Source organism: Lutibacter sp. A64 (assembly GCF_022429565.1).
Classification (GTDB): domain Bacteria; phylum Bacteroidota; class Bacteroidia; order Flavobacteriales; family Flavobacteriaceae; genus Lutibacter.
On sequence record NZ_CP092487.1, the window covers coordinates 1,768,277 to 1,792,582 of the forward strand.

Annotated in this window: 22 protein-coding genes; 12 read left to right on the plus strand and 10 right to left on the minus strand. The window is 28.7% G+C overall.

Going from position 1 to position 24,306, the window contains the following annotated elements; translation table 11 throughout:
• Positions 1–12 precede the first annotated feature (12 nt).
• Entirely contained in the window at positions 13–1,278 is a 1,266-nt protein-coding gene (locus tag MKD41_RS07440; protein WP_240244801.1) for a D-alanyl-D-alanine carboxypeptidase, read from the plus strand.
• A gap of 12 nt (positions 1,279–1,290) precedes the next feature.
• Here the strand turns inward: MKD41_RS07440 and MKD41_RS07445 are convergent, their stop codons facing one another.
• Positions 1,291–2,754 (minus strand): M14 family metallopeptidase, encoded by a 1,464-nt coding sequence (locus MKD41_RS07445; RefSeq protein WP_240244802.1) that lies wholly within the window; start codon positions 2,752–2,754, stop codon positions 1,291–1,293.
• A gap of 299 nt (positions 2,755–3,053) precedes the next feature.
• Here MKD41_RS07445 and MKD41_RS07450 point away from each other — a divergent pair, with 299 nt between their 5' ends.
• The 4 genes from MKD41_RS07450 to MKD41_RS07465 are packed head-to-tail and all read left to right on the plus strand — an operon-like array spanning position 3,054 to position 6,790.
• A complete protein-coding gene (locus MKD41_RS07450) occupies positions 3,054–4,073 on the plus strand; it encodes a S66 peptidase family protein (protein ID WP_371824289.1) in 1,020 nt (339 codons plus the stop codon).
• A gap of 14 nt (positions 4,074–4,087) precedes the next feature.
• Complete coding sequence (locus MKD41_RS07455) at positions 4,088–5,101, plus strand: dipeptide epimerase (protein WP_240244803.1); 1,014 nt, start codon at positions 4,088–4,090, stop codon at positions 5,099–5,101.
• 2 nt (positions 5,102–5,103) lie between these two features.
• Positions 5,104–6,123, plus strand: a complete 1,020-nt coding sequence (locus MKD41_RS07460; protein WP_240244804.1) for an aminotransferase class I/II-fold pyridoxal phosphate-dependent enzyme — start codon at positions 5,104–5,106, stop codon at positions 6,121–6,123.
• 10 nt (positions 6,124–6,133) lie between these two features.
• Positions 6,134–6,790: an N-acetylmuramoyl-L-alanine amidase gene (locus tag MKD41_RS07465; RefSeq protein ID WP_240244805.1), complete on the plus strand. Its 657-nt coding sequence runs from the start codon at positions 6,134–6,136 to the stop codon at positions 6,788–6,790.
• Positions 6,791–6,922: 132 nt separating this feature from the next.
• Here the strand turns inward: MKD41_RS07465 and MKD41_RS07470 are convergent, their stop codons facing one another.
• The 6 genes from MKD41_RS07470 to MKD41_RS07495 all read right to left on the minus strand — a co-directional run bounded on the left by MKD41_RS07470 (position 6,923) and on the right by MKD41_RS07495 (position 14,498).
• A complete protein-coding gene (locus tag MKD41_RS07470; RefSeq protein ID WP_240244806.1) occupies positions 6,923–8,119 on the minus strand; it encodes an IS256 family transposase in 1,197 nt (398 codons plus the stop codon).
• Positions 8,120–8,293: 174 nt separating this feature from the next.
• A complete protein-coding gene (locus tag MKD41_RS07475; RefSeq protein ID WP_240244807.1) occupies positions 8,294–10,300 on the minus strand; it encodes a DUF349 domain-containing protein in 2,007 nt (668 codons plus the stop codon).
• Positions 10,301–10,422: 122 nt separating this feature from the next.
• Entirely contained in the window at positions 10,423–11,169 is a 747-nt protein-coding gene (locus tag MKD41_RS07480; protein WP_240244808.1) for a shikimate dehydrogenase family protein, read from the minus strand.
• Positions 11,162–12,184: a DUF368 domain-containing protein gene (locus tag MKD41_RS07485; RefSeq protein ID WP_240244809.1), complete on the minus strand. Its 1,023-nt coding sequence runs from the start codon at positions 12,182–12,184 to the stop codon at positions 11,162–11,164. The genes MKD41_RS07480 and MKD41_RS07485 overlap by 8 nt, the downstream gene beginning before the upstream one ends.
• Positions 12,185–12,187: 3 nt before the next feature.
• Entirely contained in the window at positions 12,188–13,120 is a 933-nt protein-coding gene (locus MKD41_RS07490; protein WP_240244810.1) for a DUF368 domain-containing protein, read from the minus strand.
• A 31-nt stretch (positions 13,121–13,151) separates the two neighbouring features.
• A complete protein-coding gene (locus MKD41_RS07495; RefSeq protein WP_240244811.1) occupies positions 13,152–14,498 on the minus strand; it encodes a tetratricopeptide repeat protein in 1,347 nt (448 codons plus the stop codon).
• A 190-nt stretch (positions 14,499–14,688) separates the two neighbouring features.
• Here MKD41_RS07495 and pyrR point away from each other — a divergent pair, with 190 nt between their 5' ends.
• The 6 genes from pyrR (at position 14,689) to MKD41_RS07525 (ending at position 19,167) form a co-directional block, all read left to right on the plus strand.
• Entirely contained in the window at positions 14,689–15,228 is a 540-nt protein-coding gene (gene pyrR, locus MKD41_RS07500; RefSeq protein ID WP_240244812.1) for a bifunctional pyr operon transcriptional regulator/uracil phosphoribosyltransferase PyrR, read from the plus strand.
• Between the two features lie 4 nt (positions 15,229–15,232).
• The gene (locus MKD41_RS07505; protein WP_240244813.1) at positions 15,233–16,171 is read left to right on the plus strand and encodes an aspartate carbamoyltransferase catalytic subunit; all 939 of its coding nucleotides are present in this window, start codon (positions 15,233–15,235) and stop codon (positions 16,169–16,171) included.
• Between the two features lie 91 nt (positions 16,172–16,262).
• Positions 16,263–16,595 carry a ribonuclease Z gene (locus MKD41_RS07510; protein WP_240244814.1) on the plus strand — a complete coding sequence of 111 codons (333 nt, stop codon included), beginning with the start codon at positions 16,263–16,265 and terminating at the stop codon, positions 16,593–16,595.
• Positions 16,596–16,612: 17 nt separating this feature from the next.
• Positions 16,613–16,972, plus strand: a complete 360-nt coding sequence (locus MKD41_RS07515) for a T9SS type A sorting domain-containing protein (protein ID WP_240244815.1) — start codon at positions 16,613–16,615, stop codon at positions 16,970–16,972.
• On the plus strand, positions 16,969–17,889 hold the full coding sequence (locus tag MKD41_RS07520; protein WP_240244816.1) for a ribonuclease Z: 921 nt from the start codon (positions 16,969–16,971) through the stop codon (positions 17,887–17,889). The genes MKD41_RS07515 and MKD41_RS07520 overlap by 4 nt, the downstream gene beginning before the upstream one ends.
• Before the next feature lie 42 nt (positions 17,890–17,931).
• Positions 17,932–19,167, plus strand: coding sequence for an ATP-binding cassette domain-containing protein (locus MKD41_RS07525; protein WP_240244817.1), 1,236 nt, complete (start codon positions 17,932–17,934; stop codon positions 19,165–19,167).
• 14 nt (positions 19,168–19,181) lie between these two features.
• Here MKD41_RS07525 and MKD41_RS07530 read toward each other — a convergent pair whose 3' ends face one another.
• Both MKD41_RS07530 and MKD41_RS07535 read right to left on the minus strand, forming a co-directional pair.
• Positions 19,182–19,544, minus strand: a complete 363-nt coding sequence (locus MKD41_RS07530) for a CoA-binding protein (RefSeq protein ID WP_240244818.1) — start codon at positions 19,542–19,544, stop codon at positions 19,182–19,184.
• A 192-nt stretch (positions 19,545–19,736) separates the two neighbouring features.
• On the minus strand, positions 19,737–20,744 hold the full coding sequence (locus MKD41_RS07535) for a 3-oxoacyl-ACP synthase III family protein (protein WP_240244819.1): 1,008 nt from the start codon (positions 20,742–20,744) through the stop codon (positions 19,737–19,739).
• A gap of 268 nt (positions 20,745–21,012) precedes the next feature.
• Here MKD41_RS07535 and MKD41_RS07540 point away from each other — a divergent pair, with 268 nt between their 5' ends.
• Entirely contained in the window at positions 21,013–23,442 is a 2,430-nt protein-coding gene (locus MKD41_RS07540; RefSeq protein WP_240244820.1) for an alpha/beta hydrolase family protein, read from the plus strand.
• A gap of 161 nt (positions 23,443–23,603) precedes the next feature.
• On the opposite strand, the gene MKD41_RS07545 is transcribed toward MKD41_RS07540, so the two are convergent.
• Positions 23,604–24,287, minus strand: coding sequence for a nitroreductase family protein (locus MKD41_RS07545; RefSeq protein WP_240244821.1), 684 nt, complete (start codon positions 24,285–24,287; stop codon positions 23,604–23,606).
• Between the last annotated feature and the right edge of the window lie 19 nt (positions 24,288–24,306).

The following is a 24,306-nucleotide window of genomic DNA, read 5'->3' on the forward strand; positions in this document are numbered from 1 at the left end:
AAAATTATTTATATGTTGAAACTTAAATTTCTTTGCTTAGCGCTTATATTTATTTTAACTGGTTGTAAATCTGTTCAAGTTTCTAAAAAAATATCAAAACAACTCAATAGTTCTTTTTTTGAAAATCAGTTTGTAGGTTTATTAGTCTATAATCCTGAATCTAATAAAATTGTACACAGCTATAATGCTGAAAAATATTTTACTCCTGCAAGTAACACTAAAATATTTACCTTATATACTGGATTACACTATTTACCAAACAAAGTACCTTCATTTAAATATACCATTGAAAAAGATACTTTAAATGTTATTGGCACAGGAGACCCAACATTTTTACATTCATATTTTCAAGATAGCACCGCGCTGAAAATGTTTAATAATTATGAAAAAATAAATTTAACCGTTAATAATATAGAAGATAAAAAATATGGTCCTGGTTGGGCTTGGGAAGATTATGATGCCTATTTTAGTCCAGAAAAAAGTAGCTTTCCAATGTACGGAAATGTACTTTCTATTAATTATGACACTGAACTAAAAACTAGTCCTGAAGCTTTAAAAGATAGCGTGTATCTAAAACCATCTGGCTTTAAAAGAGCTTATAATTCTAATCGGTTTTATTACCAACCTAATCCGAACAAAACAAGAGAAATTCCAATGGTTATAGACTCTTTATTAATCAACAATTTATGGAATACTCTTTTACCAAACAAAGTTAACATTACTAATTACTCTCCAAAAAAAATGGAGCACATTGCATATAGTATAGAAACAGATTCGCTATACAAACGTATGATGCACGAAAGCGATAACTTTTTAGCTGAACAAATACTTATTTTAGCTTCTTCAACCGTATCTGACACGTTAAATTCTAACACTATAAGAAAAACCATTCTTGAAAATCAATTAAGCGATTTAAAACAACAGCCTAGATGGGTTGATGGTTCTGGATTAAGTAGGTATAATTTATTTACACCAACTTCATTTGTACAGGTTTTAACAAAACTTCATAATGAAATTCCTAAAGAACGTTTATTTAACTTTTTCCCTATTGGAGGTGAATTAGGAACTTTAAAAAACTGGTACGGAGGAAATCCAACACCTTACGTTTATGCAAAATCGGGTTCTTTTGGCAACAATTACTGTTTAAGTGGTTATTTAATTACAAAATCTAATAAAGTGTTAATTTTTAGCTTTATGAATAACCATTTCAAATCTTCAACAAATGCTGTAAGACAAGAAATTCAAACTGTATTAGAATTACTTAGAGACAATTACTAATTTAAACATGAATTATTTATAAATAAGAGCGTTTTTAAAATTAGTTTCTGAATCGTCAAGGTTAATTAAAAAACCATTGATAACTGCATATTTAATTTCTGCATCTTTTTTTAATAAAAATGTAGCATTTACACCTACCTTAATTTTTAGTTCAGGAGCTTTAAAAGCTGAATTAACCAAATGAATTGGTTTGTTTACAAATCTACTGTCTTTAGGTAAATTTTCAACTTTTAAATAGGTATAACCGTCTTTTAAAAGCTTATAAATATCTAAATCTTCAATATCTTTTATAGCTTTAAAAACTTCTGGATATACTTTTCCTGCTTCAATACTATAATTTTCAGCATCTAATGTTTCATAGCCAAAAAATGTTGATAAATCTCCCTGATCTGCTACACGGCCAACATTATAAAAGCTTGAATAATCTTCATTATCAACCTCTGCCCTATTAATTCCAATATCAATAATATAGTCTTTCCCTAATAAATTATAGGTTACCCCTTTAATTTTTAAATCTAATAATTTTCGATCGTTTTGAGGGATTTTTTCATAATCTTCAATTGAAATATCGTTATAACTTCCATTAGCTATTGTATAAATTGCAGCTAAGATTGACACATAATTTAGTTTTCTAATTTCTTGTTTTTCAACATCATTTTTATACCCACCAGATTCAATTAAAATAGCACTTGTCCCCCATTTTTGAATATTATCTCCAAAAGCTCTAGGTTCAAAATCATCATTATAACGTCCTACTTGCCCTGGTGCATATTTTTGAATAACAGTATTCATAAAAACGATAATTTTCATAGCATTTGCTCGTACTTCATTAATATCTTTCTCATAATTATAAGCAGGTGCTAAATAAGAAATAGTTGCTGTTTTATCTGTGCGTTCGGCGTTGTAATAAATACTTTGATCGTGTAAATTAAAACCGAAATCTGCATCAAGACTATCACGAACCTTTTTTAACACTCGACCTTCTGGAGACTGTAATCGTAAAGCATCTCTATTTATATCTATTCCCAAAGCATTTCTTCTGGTATATATTTCAGCACCATCAGGGTTTAACATTGGTAAAAAATGAAGTGTTAAATTACTTAGAAGTTCTTTTTTTTCATCAAAAAAATCATCACTATCAATAAAATTAAAAATATCAAAAATAGCCTGTGTTGCAGTAGGTTCATCTCCATGCATTTGAGACCATAAAAACACTGTTGTTTTTCCTGTACCAATGCTAATTAAATTTAAATCTTTTCCTTCTATCGACTCACCTACTTTTTTTACGGTGTATTTAGATTCTTTTTTTAGCTTACTAATTAACGGTTGTAAATCTTTATATTTTATTCTTCTATGGGTTAAACTTTCTTCTTTAAAACTATCATATGTTTTATATAAATTTGAAGTAAAATCGTCATTCTGACTAAAAATAATGCTAAAAAAAAGCATTGTAACACTTGTAAAAAGTAATTTCATAACATTCTATTAATATAATTTAAGCTTAATTAATAATTAAGATTTCTACCAAATTTATAACATTTTTATAACAAAAACCCGTTGTACTTTTTAATTTTAAATGTATACCATAGATAAGTTCTAGTGCTTTTAAAAATACACAACCAAAAACAATACAATTTTACTTATCGTAAATTGATTAAAATTCAAAAACACACTTTTATTTATACCCTTTTTTTAACTTTTCAGTTATAAATTCCATTGAAAAAACAGTACCTTTACAACTACACATTTTTACTTTTAAAATAATATCTACACGCATGAAACAACTATCATATTGTATTTTATTTGTCTTTTTTATACATATTAGCTGTAACACTACCGAGCAAACAACTGAAAAATCTAGCAAAACAACCATGTCTAAAAATTTAATAAAACCTCCATACCTTAAAAAAGGTGATACTGTTGCTATTCTTTCACCTGCAGGTATTTTAAAGAACAAGCAAGCCCAAATTGAACAAGCTAAAAAACTATTAAAAAGTTGGGGACTAAATGCTGTTTTAGGTGAAAACATCTTCAACCAAAACAATCAATTTGCTGGTACAGATGAAGAACGTACTTCAGATTTTCAAAAAGCTTTAGACAATAAAAACATTAAAGCAATTTGGTGCTCTAGAGGTGGTTATGGTTCTGTAAGAGTTTTAGATAAATTAGATTACAGCACTTTTATTAAGCACCCAAAATGGGTTATTGGCTATTCAGATATTACTGCTTTTCACAATCAAATTCATAATTTAGGTTTTGAAACCATACATGGTATGATGGGAATTAGTTTAAATAAAGACCTTAAATATTTAGAAGAAAATAAAAATTCGTTAAAAAAGGCACTCTTTGGCAATCAGCTTTCTTATACTATAGAAAGCTCTAATTACAATATATTAGGAGAAGCAACTGGACAACTTGTAGGTGGAAACTTAACACTTTTACACACAATGTTAGGTTCTAAAACCAGTATTAACACCAGTGGTAAAATCCTATTTATTGAAGAAATTGGAGAATATCCTTACCATATAGACCGTATGCTGCAAAGTCTAAAACGCGCTGGTTATTTTGAAAATTGCAAAGGTATAGTTGTTGGCGATTTTAGCAATATTAAAAAAAATAGCACACCCTGGGGATCTTCAATTGAAGAGCTTATTTTAAACGTTGTTAAAGAATACAATTTCCCTATACTGTTTAATTTTCCTGCCGGACACGAAGAAAAAAACGTGGCGCTTATTTTAGGAAGAACTGTAGAATTAAACATAAAAAAAGATGCATCAACTCTTATTTTTAAATAAATAATTTCAATACAATGCAATTAACTCTAAAACCTTACAATTTAAAATTACGCCATACTTTTACTATTTCAAGAGAATCTTACAATATCCAACCAAGTCTTATAGTTGAATTAAAAGATGGCGATTTTACCGGTTATGGTGAAGCTACTTCAAATCCATATTACAATATTACTATTGAAAAAATGATTGAAGATTTGACCACTTTAAAACCTTTAATTGAAGAAAGCTCAAATTTAACTCCTGAAATCTTTTGGAATACAATGTACCCGAATTTAAAACATGATATGTTTGCTTTATGTGGATTAGATTTGGCTTTTAACGATCTATTTGCACAAAAAAAAGGAAAAAAATTATATGAATTATGGAACTATACAACCGATAATAATCCGTTAACCGATTATACTATTGGTATTGATTCCATTGAAAAAATGGTAGCCAAAATGAAAGAAGTTCCTTGGCCTATCTATAAAATAAAACTCGGCACAAAAGAAGATATTCAAATAATTGAAGAGTTAAGAAAACATTCAAATGCAATTTTTAGAGTAGATGCAAACTGCGGCTGGTCGGTTAAAGAAACCATAAATAACTCCTATAAATTAAAAGAACTTGGTGTTGAATTTATTGAACAACCTCTAAAAGCTGATGAATGGGACGACCATAAAGAAGTTTTTACAAAATCTGTTTTACCTATAATAGCAGATGAAAGTTGCCAAATTGAAGAAGATGTTTTAAAATGCCACAATCATTTCCATGGTGTAAATGTAAAATTAGTAAAATGTGGTGGCTTAACTTCAGCCAAAAGAATGCTTTTAAATGCAAAAAAATTAAATATGAAAACAATGGTAGGTTGTATGACAGAATCTTCCGTTGGAATTTCAGCAATTGCACATTTATTACCACTTTTAGATTATGTAGATATGGATGGCGCAATGTTATTAGCGGAAGATATTGCTACAGGAATTACCATTAAAGATGGCATTATTACATACAGCGATTTAAACGGAACAGGAATTACTTTAGTTAAATAACTATGACAATTAACGAATTTCCAAGCAGAGAAATTACCGTAAACGATAAGCAATATTTGTATTTTGGAGGTACTTCATACCTTGGAATGGCTTCAAATAAAGAATTTCAAACCACTATTTTTGAAGGTTTAAAAAAATGGGGAACCTTTTACGGAAGCTCTAGAAGCGCAAATATAAAACTCGCTATTTATAATGAAGCCGAAAGTTATTTTTCAAAATTTTTAGAAGCTGAAGCTAGCCTAACAATATCTTCGGGAACTTTAGCTGGTAAAATGGTTGTTGATTATTTATCAAAAAGTACTAAAAAATTCTTTCATTATCCAAAAACACATCCTGCAGTATTACACCCAAATAGTTTGCCCTTATTTTTAAACGGAAACATAAATCCGCTATTACAAAATAATATTGCTGAAGACATTGTAATTACAACAGATGCCATTTTAGCCCTGGAAACAACTCCTACATCATTCGATTTTTTAGATGCAATTACACCTCAAAAAAACACGACTTTAGTTGTTGATGAATCACATAGTTTAGGTATTATTGGCACTGATGGAAAAGGCGTATTCTCATCAATAAAATCTGATAAAATACATCGGAAAATTTTAATTTCATCACTTGGAAAAGCCTTAGGACTTTCTGGTGGTATTATTGCTTCAGATAAGAATTTTGTAGATGCAATTAGAAATCAGACACTATTTGTTTCATCATCTGGAGCAAATCCAGCTTATTTAGAAGCTTTTCTTAAAAGTAAGCAACTTTATAAAAAACAAAGAACATTACTTTTTAATAATTTAGATTTTTTAGCAAGTATTTTAAAACAAAATGAAAGCTTTTATTTCAATAAAAATTACCCTGTAATTTATTCTACAAGCGATATTTTACATGAAAAACTATTGAAAAACAACATTATTATTGCTCGTTTTAAATATCCTACTTATGAAAACTTTATGAATAGAATTGTTATTACTGCTAATCATACTAAAAGTGATTTAGAAAAATTAGCGAAAACAATAAATTAAAATTATAAAAATGAAACATTATTATTTACTTTTTACTACAATGCTATTTCTTTCGTGTTCACCTAACATAGAAATAGTAGATAAACCTGTTATTTTTGATGAAGAAAGAGAAGCTTTAACACTTCAATACTTATCAGAAAGGTATGGAATAGACAATGGTACAACAGAAATTACTCCAAAAATGGTTGTGCTACATTGGACTTCAATTCCTACCTTAGAAAATACTTTTAAAGCTTTTGAAAAAAGCACAATAACTAGCAGTAGACCCGATATTAAAAGTTCTGGAAATTTAAATGTTTCTTCGCAATTTGTAGTAGATCAAGATGGAACAATTTACAGATTAATGCCAGAGACTAAAATGGCAAGACATGTAATTGGGCTTAATCATTGTGCTATAGGCATAGAAAATGTTGGTGGAACAAAAGATACTCCATTAACCGATGCGCAATTAAAATCTAATATTAAATTAGTAAACTATTTGGCTTCTAAATATGATATTGAATATGTAATTGGCCATTACGAATACACTAATTTTGTAGACCATGAACTTTGGTTAGAGAAAGATGATAATTACAGAACTGAAAAAATAGATCCAGGAAAAGAATTTGTAACCAATGTTAGAAATGGTGTTAAAAATCTGAATTTAAAACCTGTTCCTCAAAAATAAAGTTGATTCCTTAAAATAAGTTTAAAATAAAAAACTCAGGACCTAACATTTAAATTAAGTCCTGAGTTTTTTTTATAGTTGACACTATCCCAAAAAGTGTGTAAGTTAAAAATATTGGGTTTAGATTTTTCATTAAATCTGAACCCTTTTTTCAAATATAGTCAAAAATTGGTTAAGAATTATCCCCCAGTTATGAATTGGCATCGACCATTTTTTTGTTGCCTCTCTTACAGCTAAAAAAACAGATTTCATTACGGCTTCATCTGTTGGGAATGAGAGTTTATTTTTAGTGTATTTTCTTATTTTTCCATTTAAATTTTCAATAAGATTAGTGGTGTAAATAATTTTTCTAATTTCTAGAGGAAACTCAAAGAAAACAGTAAGTTCTTCCCAGTTTTCCTCCCAGCTTTTTATAGCGTAAGAATATTTATGACTCCATTTGTCTGAAAAATCTTTTAGAGCCGCACGTGCAGCTTGTTTGGTAGGTGCTCCGTAAATTTGCTTCATATCATTTGTAAACTCCTTTTTATCTTTCCAAACCACATATCTACAAGCATTTCTGATTTGATGCACAACGCAAATTTGTGTTTTAGATTCAGAGAATACATTTTTAATAGTATCGGTAAATCCGTTCAGGTTATCAGTTGCTGTAATTAAAATATCTTGAACTCCACGTGCTTTTATATCTGTTAAAACACTCATCCAAAAGGCTGCCGATTCATTCTTTCCAAGCCAAAGACCTAATACTTCCTTTTTGCCATCTCTACGCAAACCTACTGATATGTAGATTGTTTTGTTAATCACTTTTGAGTTCTCACGAACCTTAAAAACAATGCCATCCATCCAAACAATTAGATAAATGGACTCTAATGGTCGGTTTTGCCAAGCGATTATATCATCTGTAATACGGTCTGTAATTCTTGAAATAGTGGATGTAGAAACATTAAAATTATACAATTCATTTATTTGAGACTCAATATCGCTGTTGCTCATTCCTTTGGCATATAAAGATACTATAATGTTTTCAAGACCATCAACCATACTTTTCCTTTTAGGAATAAGCATTGGATTAAAGGAGGCGTCTCGGTCGCGAGGTACATTAATTTTTGATTCACCATAACTGGTTTGAATCTTCTTATTTGAATATCCGTTGCGAGTATTATCGGTTAAGGACTTTTGGTGTTTTTCGTAGTCTAAATGACTATCTAATTCGCCTTCTAGGATTTTTTCAATACCTCGTTTTTGTAAGGCACTTAAAAAGCTATGAAGCTCTTCTCCATTTTTAAATTGCTTTAAAAAATCATCGTTTAATAAATCTTCTTTTTTCATTAAAGTGTGTATTTAAAAGTTAAAATTAATTACTTAAAAAGTTATTTCCGAAATATTTTTTGCTTTTTAAGAAGCAAAATATTTCAGAATAACTTTTACACTTACACACTTTGTGAGATACTGCTTTTAGAAATTTTCTAAACAGCCTTTTTAATATTTTATTAGGAAGTTATTTTAACTTTCTAATTCTCTTAAATAGTTTAGTTTAACTTTCCAAACATCTAATTTTTCTTTATAAACATCTATTTGTTTACGTACATTTTTAACTAGAGGATTGTCTTCTGTTACATTAGAAATAAAGCCAATATTATTTTCTAATTGCTGTATTTCACGTACTGTTTCATCTATTTTCTTTCTTACAAATAATTGTTCAGAATCTAATTTTCTATAATTTTTTTGCTCTAAATAACTATTTACTAAGTTTTTAAACTTAATCATTTCAACATCTTGCTTTTCAATATCGTTATTATTGTCAACAACTTTGTCTAATAATTTATTAAATTTAACTTCAATATGTCTCATTTCATAAGGTACTCTTCCTAAATCGCGCCAATCACTTACATACTCATTTAACGTATCTATAGAAATTTCATCATCACTTCCAATTGTTTGTTTAATTGTACTTAAAAGCTCTTTCTTTTTATTTAAAACTTCTATTTGTTCTTTATTTCCAATGTCTTGATTTTTATGAAGTCTATCAAAATAATGGTTACAAGCGTCTTTAAATTCTTTCCAAAGTTTATCGGAATATTTTCTAGGAACATGACCAATTTTTTTCCAATCGGACTGAATTTTCTTCATTATTTCAGTTGTAGTATCCCAATCTTCACTGTCTTTTAAAGATACTGCCTTTTCAATTAAAGCTTTTTTTAGATTTAAGTTTTCTAAATGTTCTTTTTTTACATTTTTAAAAAACTTATTTTTTTCGATATTAAATTTACGAGTAGCTTCTTTAAACTTAGCCCATATTTGATCACTTTTAGCTCTTGGAACTTGACCAATACTAAAAAATTTATTGCGTAAAGCTTCTAATTCTTTTATACTTTTTTGCCAATCTGACCTTGTCTTATTTTTTGAAGTATCCAAAGCATCAATAGCAGCAATTACCTCTAGTTTTTTTTCGATATTCCCTTCAAACTTAGACTTCATATCTTTAAAAAACTCATGTCTATTGTCGTGAATTTTCTTAGTAATTTCACTAAAACGCTCCCATACTTCTTCTCTATGTTCTCTAGCAACAGGACCTATATCTTCTTTCCAAAGTTTATGCAAAACTTGTAATTCTTTAAAAGCTGCATTCACATCTTCTAATTTCAATAGTTCTTCTGCTCTATCAATTAACTTAAGTTTTTCTTCTAAATTATGTTTAAAATCTAAATCTCTTAAGTCGTTACTTAGGTGTAATAAATCATAAAAACGCTCAACGTGGTATTGATACGTTCTCCAGGTATCATTGTATTTTGCCCTAGGAATTGGTCCTATTGCAACCCATTTAGCTTGAACATCTTTAAACATTTTATACATAGTTGCACCTTCTGCATTATCTATTAAATGTTTTAATTTTTCTATTAAATCTAACTTTTCTTCTAAGTTAGCATTTAATTTAGCCTCTTGATTTGCATAAAACTCGTTCCTTTTAATTTTAAAATCATAAAGATAACTGTTGTACACAGATTTTATTGGATTATTATATTGAAAGTCAATAATATTTCCTCCTTCAGCTAAAAATTTTTCTTTTTCAGCTTTTAAAAGTTTCCCAAACTTAAGATTGAAAACACTTTTAATTTTGTTTACATTACTATTTATACTTTGAACCTGACCTTCTTTAACAAGTTTTCCTAATTCTGAAACTAAAGCTTCTAAGCTTAAGTTTTCATAATTTTCCATTTCAATTTCTTGATGTTCGCTTTCTTCGGAACTTTCAGCAATTTTAGTTTCAATTTCAGTAATTGCTTTATTTGAAGTGTCACTTTTTTTAATTTTAGGAGTAGCTTCCTCTTTTTTTACTGCAGCGTCAACAGCTTCTGTTTCAACTTCAGGTTTAATTTTAACTTCAGATTCTATTGTTGCTTCTACAGCTACTTCAGCTTTAGCTTCTAATTTATTTTCTGACTTAGAATCTTCAGATTGTTCTGTTAAATTATTTTCTTGTACTGGTAATTTTTCTTCTTGGTCTAACATATTATAATGTTTAAGGTTCAATAATTATACTCATTAATAATTTTAAATAATACTAAATAAAAGACTATTTAATATTAGATTCAAAGATACTATAAAAGTTGCGTTAAAGTTTCTACTTTTTATTATAAATTCCAGATTTCCCAAGATTTTTCTGCTTGAAGTTCAAGCATTTCGTAGCCGTTCTTAGTTATTGCTCCTTTACTTTTACCTTCAGATAAAAATTTGCTTTCAGCTGGGTTGTAAATTAGGTCGAATAATAAATGTTTATCTGAAATATATTGGTACGGAATGTCCGGAGCCTCTTCTACATTTGGATGCGTACCTATTGGTGTACAATTAATAATTACCGTGTATTCTTCAATAATTTGTTGATTTAAAACTGAGTATAAAAAATTGTTATCCCCTAATCTTCTAGATACAAATTTATATTCAATATTTAATTTTTCTAACGCATAAGCAATTGCTTTTGAAGCGCCTCCTGTACCTAAAATTAAAGCTTTAGTATGATGTGGCTTCAACAATGGTTTTATTGAATTTAAAAATCCATAATAATCTGTATTATAACCAACTAACTTATTATCTTCTGTTATTTTTATAGTATTTACTGCTCCTATTTTTTTAGCATCAGCATCAATTTCATTTAAATAACGCATTACAGATTCTTTGTAAGGAATGGTAACATTAATACCTCCATACTCATGTTCTCTATGGTATAAAAGAAATGGAAATTCTTCAATTTCTGGAATATCTAAGTTACTGTATTTTAAAGTTGTTAAACCTAGTTTTTTAAATTTTTCAGAAAAATATTTTCTTGAAAAAGAATAGGAAATATCTTTTCCTAACAATCCAAATTTTGTACGATTATTCATCAATATATTCTTTACGTTCTGCTCCATATTTATCAATAAGTAAAATAATTGCTGCCCCTACTGCTATAAAAAATATAGCAATCCAAGTTTCTTTATTTGAAAAATCTGGAAAATATCTTTCAAAATTTTCAATTATTTTATTCCCTTTAGCATCTAACATATTTATGCCATTTTCCATTTTATAAACTTCTTTTTTCCAAGGCCAAACTATACCCAAAGACCCCGCTATAAAACCTATTATTACAGCTGTTACAATTTGATACCAACGTTTTAACACATACCCTAAAATATGCGAAGTAACAACCAATCCAAATACCGAGCCCGCTGTAAAAGTTGCAACAATTTCTAGGTAATGTATTCTCTCCTCATTATCCATAAAACTAAAATCTCCTGTAAATACTTCGGTAAGTGTCTTAAATAATACTGCAACAGAATCTACTAATAACAGCACATAATTACCCATTAAAATAAGTATAAATGATCCTGATAAACCAGGAAGTGTCATTCCTGAAACTCCAATTATTCCACAAATAAAAACAAACCAAAGGTTATTATTTTCTTTTGCAGGACTCATAAAGCTAATGGCAATACCTAATGATACACCTATAATTACAGATACTATATTTTTTGTATTCCAATTTTCAAAATCTTTAGAGATATAGTAGATAGACCCTAATATCATTCCAAAAAAAGCACTCCAAACATACAATTCGTAGGTAACTAATAAATAGTCTAAAACTAAGGATACACTAAAATAACTAAACGTACTTCCTCCAAAAACTAACAATAAAAAAGTGGCATTTGTATAATTATAAAAACTTTTAAACCTACCATTTATAAGCAATAAAAGAGCTTTATAATTTATTTTTCTGAAGGAATAAATCATTTCTTCATAAAAACCCAATACAAAAGAAACTGTACCACCAGATACTCCAGGAACTTTATTTGCCGCACCCATTGCTAATCCTTTTAAGAAAAGGAAAAATTTATCCAGTAAATTACGTTCTTTAGCCATAAATTAATGTGATTTTGATAGTTTTGCTATTCTTTCTAATATAATAATTACTGCAAAACCTACAAGTGCCAATAATATTGCCATTGTTAATTGGGCATCTCCTTCAAAAGAAAACGGGGAAATACTTTGCTCATTAAATGGTACTTTTACACCATGTGAATTTGTTCGCCATGTTAGTGTTTCTTTCCATGGCCAAATTTTATTTAAAGATCCTAAAATAAAACCTGTTAAAACAGCTAATGTTAAATTTTTATAATGATTAAACAACCATTTTAACACTTTAGAAAAAGTTAACAAACCAACTACTCCTCCAGATATTACAATTGCTAACATTTTAAAATCTCTATCGTGTATAGCATCTAAAACTGGTTTGTAGGCACCTAATAATACTAAAATAAATGAGCCTGAAATACCGGGTAATATCATAGCACAAATTGCCAATGCTCCAGCTATAAACAAAAATAATGGTGAAGAATTTTCTGAAACTAAGGGCTGTAATGTAGTTATATAATAAGCTACAAGAGCACCAACCATAAATAACACTACTGCTAAAGCGCTCCATCTAGTAATTTGCTTTCCTATAAACAAAATACTTGCTAAAACCAATCCAAAAAAGAAAGACCAAACAAGTATTGGTTTATTTTCTAACAACCACGATATTAATTTAGCCAAAGATAGAATACTAATAAATATACCTATTAAAAGAGCTACTAAAAAATTACCATTTATTGTCTCCCAAAAAACCTTAAATCCCTTATTTTTTAATAATTTAATTGACGAAATTTTGATTGAACTAATAGAAGTTAATAATTCTTCATAAATACCAGAAATAAATGCTATTGTTCCTCCTGACACACCCGGAACTACATCTGCAGCTCCCATAGCCATTCCTTTAAGTGTTATTACTAAATAGTGAATAAAATTTCTTTGTTGCATTTGTTTTTTGTTAAAAGACAAATGTAATATTTTATAATGAAGTATTTTTGAAATCGCTTATTATATCTACAACTTCTTGTCTTTTAAAAACCTCTGGAAACACCTCTTTAATTTCATTATGATATTCAAAATCGATGTTCAAACCATTTATTAAGTGTTTTTTTGCTTTAGAAAAATCGTTAAACTGAAAATAAATAGCACTTAATCTATATTCTAATTCTGCAAAATCTTTAAAAACTTTTGAAGCTTTCTTTAAATTGATTAAAGCATCTTTATAATCACCTAAATAGCAAAGCACATCGCTTAAACCAACCCAAATTACAATATCAAAATCTTGCAATAAAATACAGTTTTGAAAACCTTTTACAGCTTCTTCAAAGAAATTTAATTTTAAATTAATTTCTGCATATTTTCTCCAATACAAACTATTTTTTTCATCTATTTCTATTGCTTTGTTAATATAAAACAACGCCTTATAATAGTTTTTATTTGAAATACTAATTTCGGCTATGGCTAACCATCCTTTATCTAATAATGGATCTTCGTGTACAGCTTTTTTATAAAATTGTATTGATAAAGTAGGTTTATTTAATTTTTCATAACATTCTCCAATTCTTAAATACACAAACGAAGTTGGATCGTCTAAATCTATTGTAATTTTATAATTATCAATAGCTTCTTTATAACGTTTTAATTCTTCTAAAGTTTTAGCTTTTTCTAAATACCCACCCACAAAAGTATCATCAATTAAAACTGCATAATCAAATGCTCGCAAGGCTTCTTTATAATTTTCTAATATAAAATATTGCCTTCCTAATTGATGCCAAGCAACTTCACTATACGGGTCTTTATCTATATATTTATTTAAATAATCTACTGCCTCTATATGTTTGCCCTGCATATCATAACAATAAATTACATTGTAAAGCGAAGAATAATCTTCAAAATCTACAGTTAAACATTTTGCAAAATTTAATCTAGCCTCATCAAAATTATCTAAAAACAAATATTCCATACCAATCATAGCTAAAATATCGGCTTCATCATCGGTATACAATAAAGCAATTTTTAAATAATCAATAGCTTGTTGATGCTTATCGTTTTTAGAAAAGATACTTGCTTGCTGCACATAAATTTCTTCATTAGTAGGTTCTATAGCTTGAAGCTCTTTTAATAAACTTGTAGCTTCATCAAACTTACCGTCAAAAATCATTAATTCTGCTCTTAATAATTTTAACAAAATAGAATTTGGGTGCTGATGTAAGCCCAATTTAATGGCTTTTTTTGCTAAAGATATTTTTCCAGAATCTATATAGTAATGTATAATTTCTTCAAACTCAACAGAATCAAAGAAATAAATACTATTTGTTTTTAGCATTGATTCAAATTTAGTCAACGGCAAATTATTTTCTCTAGGAGTTAAAGGCATATATAAAAATATATTAAATTACTACAAAAATAAAAGTACAAGAACAAATGCTTAATTTAATACTAAGTTCTAAATGTTTTTAACAAATTAATTAACAAAATGGTTTATATTTGTATTCCAAACAATGTTTGGTATTGCAATGAGCAAAAAAATTCTACTTAATTCTAAAGAAATTCACATTATTTTACATCGATTGGCATGTCAGCTAATCGAAAATCATAATAATTTTGAAAACACCGTACTTATTGGTATTCAGCCTAGAGGTATTTATCTAGCTGAAAGATTGGTTTCTATTTTAAAGGAAGATTACAACATCTCTAATGTAAAATTAGGGCAATTAGATATTACTTTTTACAGAGACGATTTTAGAAGACGTGGCGAACCTATAGAAGCTAATAAAACCAATATTAATTTTATTGTTGAAGATAAAAATGTTGTTTTTATTGATGATGTTTTATATTCTGGTAGAAGTATTAGAGCTGCTTTAACAGCAATTCAATCGTTTGGAAGACCAATTGATATTGAATTACTAGTGCTAATCGACAGAAGATTTAGCAGACATTTACCTATTCAGCCAAATTACAGAGGAAGACAAGTAGATGTTATCAATGAAGAAAGAGTTACTGTAAATTGGAAAGAAAAAGACGGTAAAGATGCCGTATATATTATAAATAATTAATTACATGAGTCAGTTAAGCGTACAACATCTTTTAGGTATAAAGCATTTAAAAAGAAGTGATATTGATTTAATTTTTGAAACTGCAGATCATTTTAAAGAAGTAATTAATCGTCCTATTAAAAAAGTACCATCGTTAAGAGATATTACTATTGCAAATTTATTTTTTGAAAATAGTACACGAACAAAACTTTCGTTTGAATTGGCTGAGAAACGTTTATCGGCAGATGTTATAAACTTTTCAGCAAATCAATCATCCGTTAAAAAAGGAGAAACTTTAATAGATACTGCAAACAATATTTTATCAATGAAAGTTGATTTAATTGTAATGCGACATTCAAATGTTGGTGCCTGTGATTTTTTGTCTAAACACGTAGATGCTAAAATTGTTAACGCAGGAGATGGCACACATGAACACCCAACACAAGCACTTTTAGACTCTTATTCTATTAGAGAAAAATTAGGAGATGTTGCTGGTAAAAAAGTGGTAATTGTTGGTGATATTTTACACTCTAGAGTTGCTTTATCTAATATTTATGCTCTTAAATTACAAGGTGCAGAAGTAAAGGTTTGTGGTCCAAAAACTTTAATACCTAAATATATTGAAAGTTTAGGTGTTGGTATAGAATGTAATATTAAAAAAGCTTTAGAATGGTGCGATGTTGCCAATGTTTTAAGAGTGCAAAACGAACGTATGGCAATTAATTATTTTCCATCAACCAGAGAATACTCACAATTATTTGGTATAAACAAACAACTTTTAGACAGTCTTAACAAAAAAATTGTTATTATGCACCCAGGACCAATAAATAGAGGTGTAGAATTAACAAGTGATGTTGCCGATTCTGGACAATCTATTATATTAAATCAAGTTGAAAATGGTGTTGCCATAAGAATGGCTGTAATTTATTTATTAGCACAACAAATTGAAAGGCATAAACAATAAAACAAGTAAATTACTTAGTTTATTTCCTGACCCAAAAACCAATCTTAAAGTTGAGCGGTATTTAAACACGTCCGCTAATAAAAAGTACACTATGAAAATAACAAAAACTAAAAAATATACAACCATAAAACCAACTGAAGAATCATTAACTATTTTTCTTAACAATCTAGAAAATAATTTATTAGATTTTAAAGATGAACATTTAATTTTAGATTTTTCAGAAAAAATTAACACTACACTAAAAGAATTATTGTTATTTTTGAAGATAAGTAACAAACACCGTGAAAACGGCACAAGTTTTGTTATTATTTTTGAAGGAATAGATATAGATGAAATTCCCGAAGAAATTAATATCGTACCAACTTTTACTGAAGCGTTAGACATTATAGAAATGGATGCGATTGAACGAGATTTAGGATTTTAAAAACAATAGGCTTATTGATGAAAAAACTACTTTTAATAATATTTTTATTGACATTCACTTTTTCTTACACTCAAGAAAAGGACAGTCATGCTATTATTAAAAAAAATGAACCTATTTCAACAACACTATTAGCTGTCACCGCTTCACCAAATCCATTAACAACCAGAACTCGCATTAAATTTACATCTACTAAAAATCAATTAGTAGAATTTACTGTTAAAAATCTAGTAGGAAAAACGGTTTACTTAGAAAAAGTAAATGCAAAAAGAGGAACAAATACATTTCAATTTAATCGTAATAATTTAAATAATGGAATGTACATATACTCTTTACAATCCGATTCTGAAATTATATCAAAAAGATTAGTTATTCGATGAGTTTAAAACTCACTATTTTAGGTTGTCATTCTGCTACACCAAGAGTAAATGCACACCCAACAGCTCAATATTTAGAAATTAAAAATCACAACTTTTTAATTGATTGTGGCGAAGGCACACAAGTACAACTACGTAAATACGGTATTAAATTTTCAAAAATTAAGCATATTTTTATTTCGCACTTACACGGCGATCATTTTTTTGGTTTAGTTGGTTTAATCTCTACGTTTAGATTGCTAAATAGAGAAACTGAATTACATGTCTACGGCCCAAAAGGTATTAAAGAACTAATAACACTACAGCTTAAACTTTCAAATTCTTGGACACATTATCCATTATATTTTCACGAGCTAACAAACACAGTAAGTGAATTAATTTTTGAAGATGACAAAGTTGAAGTACACACCATACCTTTAAACCATAGAATTTATACCAACGGATTTTTATTTAAAGAAAAGCTAGGCGAACGTAAATTAAACATGAATGCCATTGCTAAATATAAAGAAATTGAAATTTGTGATTATCAAAATTTAAAGAATGGAAGAGATTTTAAATTAACAAATGGCACTATTTTAAAAAATGAAGAACTAACATTAGAACCTGCAACTCCTAAAAGTTATGCTTTCTGTAGTGATACCACCTATCTTCCTAACCAGTTACCTCCTATAATTAAAAATGTAAACTGTCTATACCATGAATCTACATTTTTAAAAGACAAAGAGGATCTTGCTACAACTACTAAACACTCAACAGCCGAACAAGCTGCTAAAATTGCATTACAAGCAAATGTGCAACAACTTATTATTGGTCATTATAGTGGTAGGTATAAAAATATTGAAGTTTTTAAAACTGAAGCTCAAGAAGTTTTTAAAAACACACATTTAGCAGAAGCAGGAAAAGTTTTTGAAATTAACTAATTTTACAATTTAGCTCACCTATTTTTTTGATTTTTTTACACAATGAAAAAAGAACCGATTGCCATTCTAATCAACAACAATGTTGATAAAAGACATTTTATAGCTACCATTTTAGGTAAAAACGCTTCAGAAAAATTACATAAATACAACAATTTAAAAGGTTTTTTATTTTCAGACATTGCTATTAAAAAATATATTGAAGAAGAATATAAATACGATATTGTTAAAATAGCAACAAATAATAACAGAAAATTAAGTGAATTTTCAACAGGTGAACGTAGAAAAATATTTTTAAAATACTGTTTAAATCAAAAACCAGATTTTATAATATTTGATAGTATTTTTGATCATTTAGACAGGACTTCACAAATAGAATTAGCTGATAAAATTAAAGATCTTTCTAAAGATTTTGAAATAATTCAACTTGTTAATAGAACAGATGATATTCTCAATTTTATTGAAACAAAATACCAAATAGAAGACAATAATTTTAACTTACAACAACTTAAAACTAATAACAAAACTTATACTTCTATCTTTAAAAATGAAATACCAAATGCCTTAAAAAAAATCAAATTTGAAGAAGATACTCTTGTACAGTTTAACAATGTTTGTGTAAATTACAATAATAGACCTATTGTAAAAAACATAAATTGGACTGTTAAGAAGGGTGAATTTTGGCAGTTAATTGGTCCAAATGGAGCTGGAAAAAGCACTTTATTATCATTAATTACTGGAGAAAATCCAAAAGCTTACGGACAAGACATCTATATTTTTGGTCAAAAAAAAGGAAGTGGAGAAAGTATTTGGGACTTAAAAAAACGAATTGGCTATTTTTCAACTACAATAACAGAACTTTTCAATCGTAACCAAACTTTAGAACACCTAATACTATCTGGTTATTTTGATTCTATTGGTCTTTATAAAAAACCACAAAAAACACAACTATACACAGTAGAGCAATGGCTTAAGATCATTAAATTATCGGCTTATAAAAACACACCATTTCTTAAACTTTCATCGGGTCAACAAAGAATTGCTTTAATAATACGCGCTATAATTAAACAACCCCCTCTTTTAATTTTAGATGAACCTCTAGAAGGTTTAGATGATAAAAATACAACGTTGGTTACACAACTAATTAACTTACTTGTTTTAAAAACAGAAATAACAATACTCTATGTTTCACATAGAATGGAGCCTAGATTATTACCTAAAACTATTTTTAAACTTACCCCAAGTAAAGAAGGCTCTATTGGAGAAATCTTAAAAAAATAATTATTTGTCTTATATTAATAAGCTCCAATACTTAATAAAACTAACGTACAAGCCTGCTCAAATTTAATTGCATTATTGGCTAATATTTTTTCGAACGCAATATTTTCTGTTCCAGGATTAAAAATTACACGCTTTGGCTTTAAACTTACTATATAATTGTAATATTCTTCTTGATTTTTAGCATTTAAATAAAGTGTAACAGTATGTATGTTTTCAAAAGCTTCTTTAGTAGTAACTATATCAACATCTAAAATTGTTCCTTTTTTTATACCCAAGGCTTTTACTTCAACCTTATTTTCTAACAATTTTTTAACAGCTTTATTAGAATACCTACTAGGATTTATGGACGCTCCTATTACTAATGTTTTAAGACTCATTTAATAAAAATTATTTAACAATTTTTTAACTTTACTAATTACAACAATTAAACATTAAAATCGTCATAGGTATATAATTGTAATTTAAATTTTAAAAAAATAAAAGGGTATAGTAATTATTTGAATTAATCGACTTCACCCTCAAAAAAAAGCCTCTAAACTTGCATTCTGAGGCTTTTTTCTTTTAAATTATTACCATCTAATAATAACACTCCCCCAAGTAAAACCACTTCCAAAAGCAGCTAAAACAACAAGATCATTATCTTTAATTTTTCCTTGCTCCCAAGCTTCGGTTAACGCAATAATAACAGATGCTGCAGTTGTATTTCCATACTTTTGAATATTGCTATGAACTTTATCATCTGTTAATTTAAATTTCTTTTGAATAAATTGTGTGATACGCAAGTTTGCTTGATGCGGAATTAACATATCAATATCTGCAGCTTCTAAATTGCTTTTTGTTAAACCTTCTATAATAGCTTCAGAAAAACGAACAACAGCATGCTTAAACACAAAAGTACCATTCATATAAGGATAGTAAGACACGTCATTTTCATCGTTTTCTTCTAAAAGTTGTGGTACCCAATGCTTTATACTTGGGGCTAAAACAGTTAATTCTTCGGCATGTTTTCCTTCCGAATGCAAATGAGAAGATAAAATACCTTTTGTATTATCTTCTGTTCTAGACAATACTGCTGCACCTGCACCATCACCAAAAATTACAGAAACACCTCTACCTCTTGTAGTTTTATCTAATCCTCCTGAATGAAATTCTGAACCAACAACTAGAACATTTTTATACATACCTGTTTTAATAAATTGATCGGCAACAGACATTGCATAAATAAACCCAGAACATTGGTTTCTTATATCAACAGCTCCAACAGTACGCATTTCTAACATTTCTTGAATTTGAACGCCACAACCAGGAAAATAGTAATCTGGACTTAAAGTAGCAAATACAATAAAATCAATATCTTTTGAAGTTAACCCCGCACGCTCTATTGCAATTCTTGATGCTTTTGCACCCATTACAGCCGATGTATCTTCACTTCCCTCTTTAATCCACCTGCGTTCTTTTATACCTGTTCTCTCCTGAATCCAGGAATCATTGGTATCCATCATTTTGGATAAATCATCATTTGTAACAACGTTATCAGGCACATAATAACCAAGTCCTGTTATTTTAGAATTATACATATTTTTTATATTTTGTTATAGTATTTTCAAACCCTGTAAAACACTAATTCTTTTACAGCTACTACAATAGTAATTAAATTAATACTAAAAATAAACAGATTTCTTAGAATTTTTTAAAAAAAAGCAAGAATTATTTAATATTTCAAAAAACTTATTTTTTGATTAATATTTAGTATTTTAACATAAAAATTCCTTTTAACATTTTATTAATAAGATTGTTAGTCTTGTTTTATTAGATTTAACAACAATCAGTTTAAACAATTTTAATATGAAAAAAATACTTTTTACTCTAGTTTTATTTTGGGGAACATATATTTTTGCCCAAGAAGCACTCACCTATCAAAAACCTCCTCAAGAAATCTTAGAACTTGCTGAAGCGCCTTTAGCCCCATCAATGCAAATGGATGAAAAAGGTGAAAATTTTGTTTTTTTATACAGATCTAACTTCAAAAATATTGAAGAACTTTCTGAAACCGAAATGCGACTTGCCGGACTTAGAATTAACCCTAAAACTAACATAAACAGCAGACAGCGTTATTATACAGATATTAAAGTTAGAGTTGGAAAAACTGCTAAAGAAGAAAGAGTTATTGGCCTACCAACAAACGGACGCTACTCTTACTTCTCTTGGTCTCCTAACCAAAAAATGATGGCCTTTACAAATACCGTAAGTACAGGTGTAGAACTTTGGATATTAGATATTGAAGCTAAAGCTGCCAAAAAAATAACGGAGCCAAATTTAAATGCAAATACAGGTATGCCTTTTTCTTGGTTTAAAGACAGCAACTCCTTACTTGTAAAAACTATTTCTAAAGATAAAAAAGCCTTAATAGATACTAAAACCGCTGTTCCAACTGGCCCAACAATATCCGAAAGTGAACAAGGTATAAAAGCGCAAAACAGAACCTACCAAGACTTACTAAAAAATAAAAGTGATGAGTACAATTTTGAACAACTTGCACTAGCAGAATTATATAAAATAGATTTAAATGGAAACAAAACCCTTTGGAAAGAAAGCAATATGTATAGAGGTATGTCTTTTTCTCCAGACGGAAACTATATTTTAATAACAACTATAGAAAAACCATTTTCTTATTTAGTACCTTATCGTAGATTCCCGTCAAAAACAACAATTTACAACGCAGACGGAACACTGGTTAAAACAATGTTAGAAATTCCTTTAATTGAAGATTTACCTAAAGGATTTATGGCTGTTAGAACAGGTATCAGAAATTTAAGTTGGAGAGACGACAAACCAGCTACACTATATTGGTGTGAAGCTTTAGATGAAGGAGATCCTGCTAAAGAAGTTGCTTTTAGAGATGAAGTTTTTGAATTAAATGCACCTTTTAACGGTAAAGCAAACTCAATACTTAAAACAATTGGAAGATTTTCTGGAATTGAATGGGGAAATAACACAACTGCAATTGCCCATGATTACTGGTGGAATACTAGAAACACAAAAACTTATGTTTTTAACCCTTCAAACAACAATGTAAAACCTAAATTAATTTCAGATAGAAATTACCAAGACACCTATAGCGATCCAGGAAGTTTTGTTACTAAAAGAAATGAATACGGACGCTATACGCTAGCTTTAGACAATAACAAAGCCTATTTAATTGGAGATGGTTATAGCGAAGCTGGAAAATTTCCGTTTGTTGATGAGTTAAATTTAAAAAATTTAAAAACTAAAAGATTATACCAATCTAAATTAACAGATAAAGTTGAAGGAATTTTAGATGCTTTAGATATAAAAAAGGGTGAAATAATTGTTCGTATAGAATCTAAAAACGAATACCCTAATTATTATATTAGAAATATTAAAAAGAATTCAAAATTAATAGCCTTAACCACTTTTGAAAATCCTTTTAAAAGTATTCAAAATGTACATAAAGAAGTTATTAAATACAATAGATTAGATGGACTTGAACTGTCTGGAGTTTTATATTTACCAACAAACTACCAAGAAGGTAAAAAATACCCAATGATTATGTGGGCATACCCAAGAGAATATAAAGATAAAAGTAGCGCCGGGCAAAGCACTTCAAACTCAAACGAATTTACATACCCTTATTATGGCTCTATGGTTTATTGGGTAACTAGAGGGTATGTTGTATTAGATGATGCATCTTTTCCAATAGTTGGTGAAGGTGACGAACAACCAAATGACACTTTTATTTCTCAATTAGTAGCAAATGCAAAAGCAGCAATTGACGCTGTAGATTATTTAGGCTACATTGACAGAAATAAAGTTGCAGTTGGCGGGCATTCTTATGGCGCCTTTATGACTGCAAATTTATTAGCACATTCCGATCTTTTTGCTGCAGGAATTGCACGTAGTGGTGCATACAACAGAACATTAACTCCGTTTGGGTTTCAAAGTGAAGAACGCAGCTATTGGGAAGCTCCAGAAGTTTACAACCAAATGTCGCCTTTTATGAATGCACATACTATGAAAACCCCATTATTGTTAATTCACGGTGAAGCTGATAATAATTCAGGAACATATCCATTACAAAGCGAACGCTATTTTAATGCTTTAAAAGGACTTGGAGCTCCAGTTCGTTTAGTTATGCTTCCAAAAGAAAGCCATGGCTACAGTGCTAAAGAGTCTGTTTTACATATGCTTTGGGAACAAGATCAATGGTTAGAAAAACATGTAAAAAATAGAGTTGTTAAAGAAAATCAACATTAAAATAATTAATACTTAATTGTTTTTTGAAGGCTGTTTGAAAATAAGTCGATCGTCAACCTGAATTTATTTCAGGTTCTCATCCTGATTGACCATTTAATATGATGAGATACTGAAACAAGTTGAATATAACAGATTTAAATTACTTTTCAAACAGCTTTTTATTAGTACAACTTCATAATAAAATCAAGTGGTTTTCTTTTAATATTTGGTACATAAGTTTTTTCGGCTTGATAACCAACAGGCAACAATAAAAAAGCACGTTCATTATCTGGACGTTTCAATATTTTTTCTAAAAAACGCATAGGACTTGGCGTATGAGTTAATGTAACTAAACCTGCATTATGAATTGCTGAAATTAAAAATCCACAAGCCAAACCAACTGACTCATTTACATAATAATTTTGTTCTTTTTTTCCATTAGAATCATATTCAAAAGAATGCTTAAACACAATTATTAAATACGGTGCAGTTTCTAAAAAAGACTTATTAGCATCAGTTCCTAAATGTTTTAAATCATTCAACCATTCATCATTCATTCGTTCGCTATAACTTTTACGCTCTTCAACTTCAGCAGCAAGTCTTATTTCTTTTTTTAATTCAGCATCTTTTACAACACAAAAAGTCCAAGGTTGTTTATTTGCACCAGAAGGTGCTGTAGATGCTGTTTTTATTATATTTTCAATTACTTCTATTGGCACATCTTTATCAGAAAAATTACGTACAGACCTTCTTTTATTAGCCCATTCAAAATAACTCTTAGACTTATTCAACATTTCATTTTCAGAAAAAGTAGTTTGCTTATAACATATATGTTTATAGCCATCAATTAAAATATGATCATCCATAGTAAATTATTAATTTGCC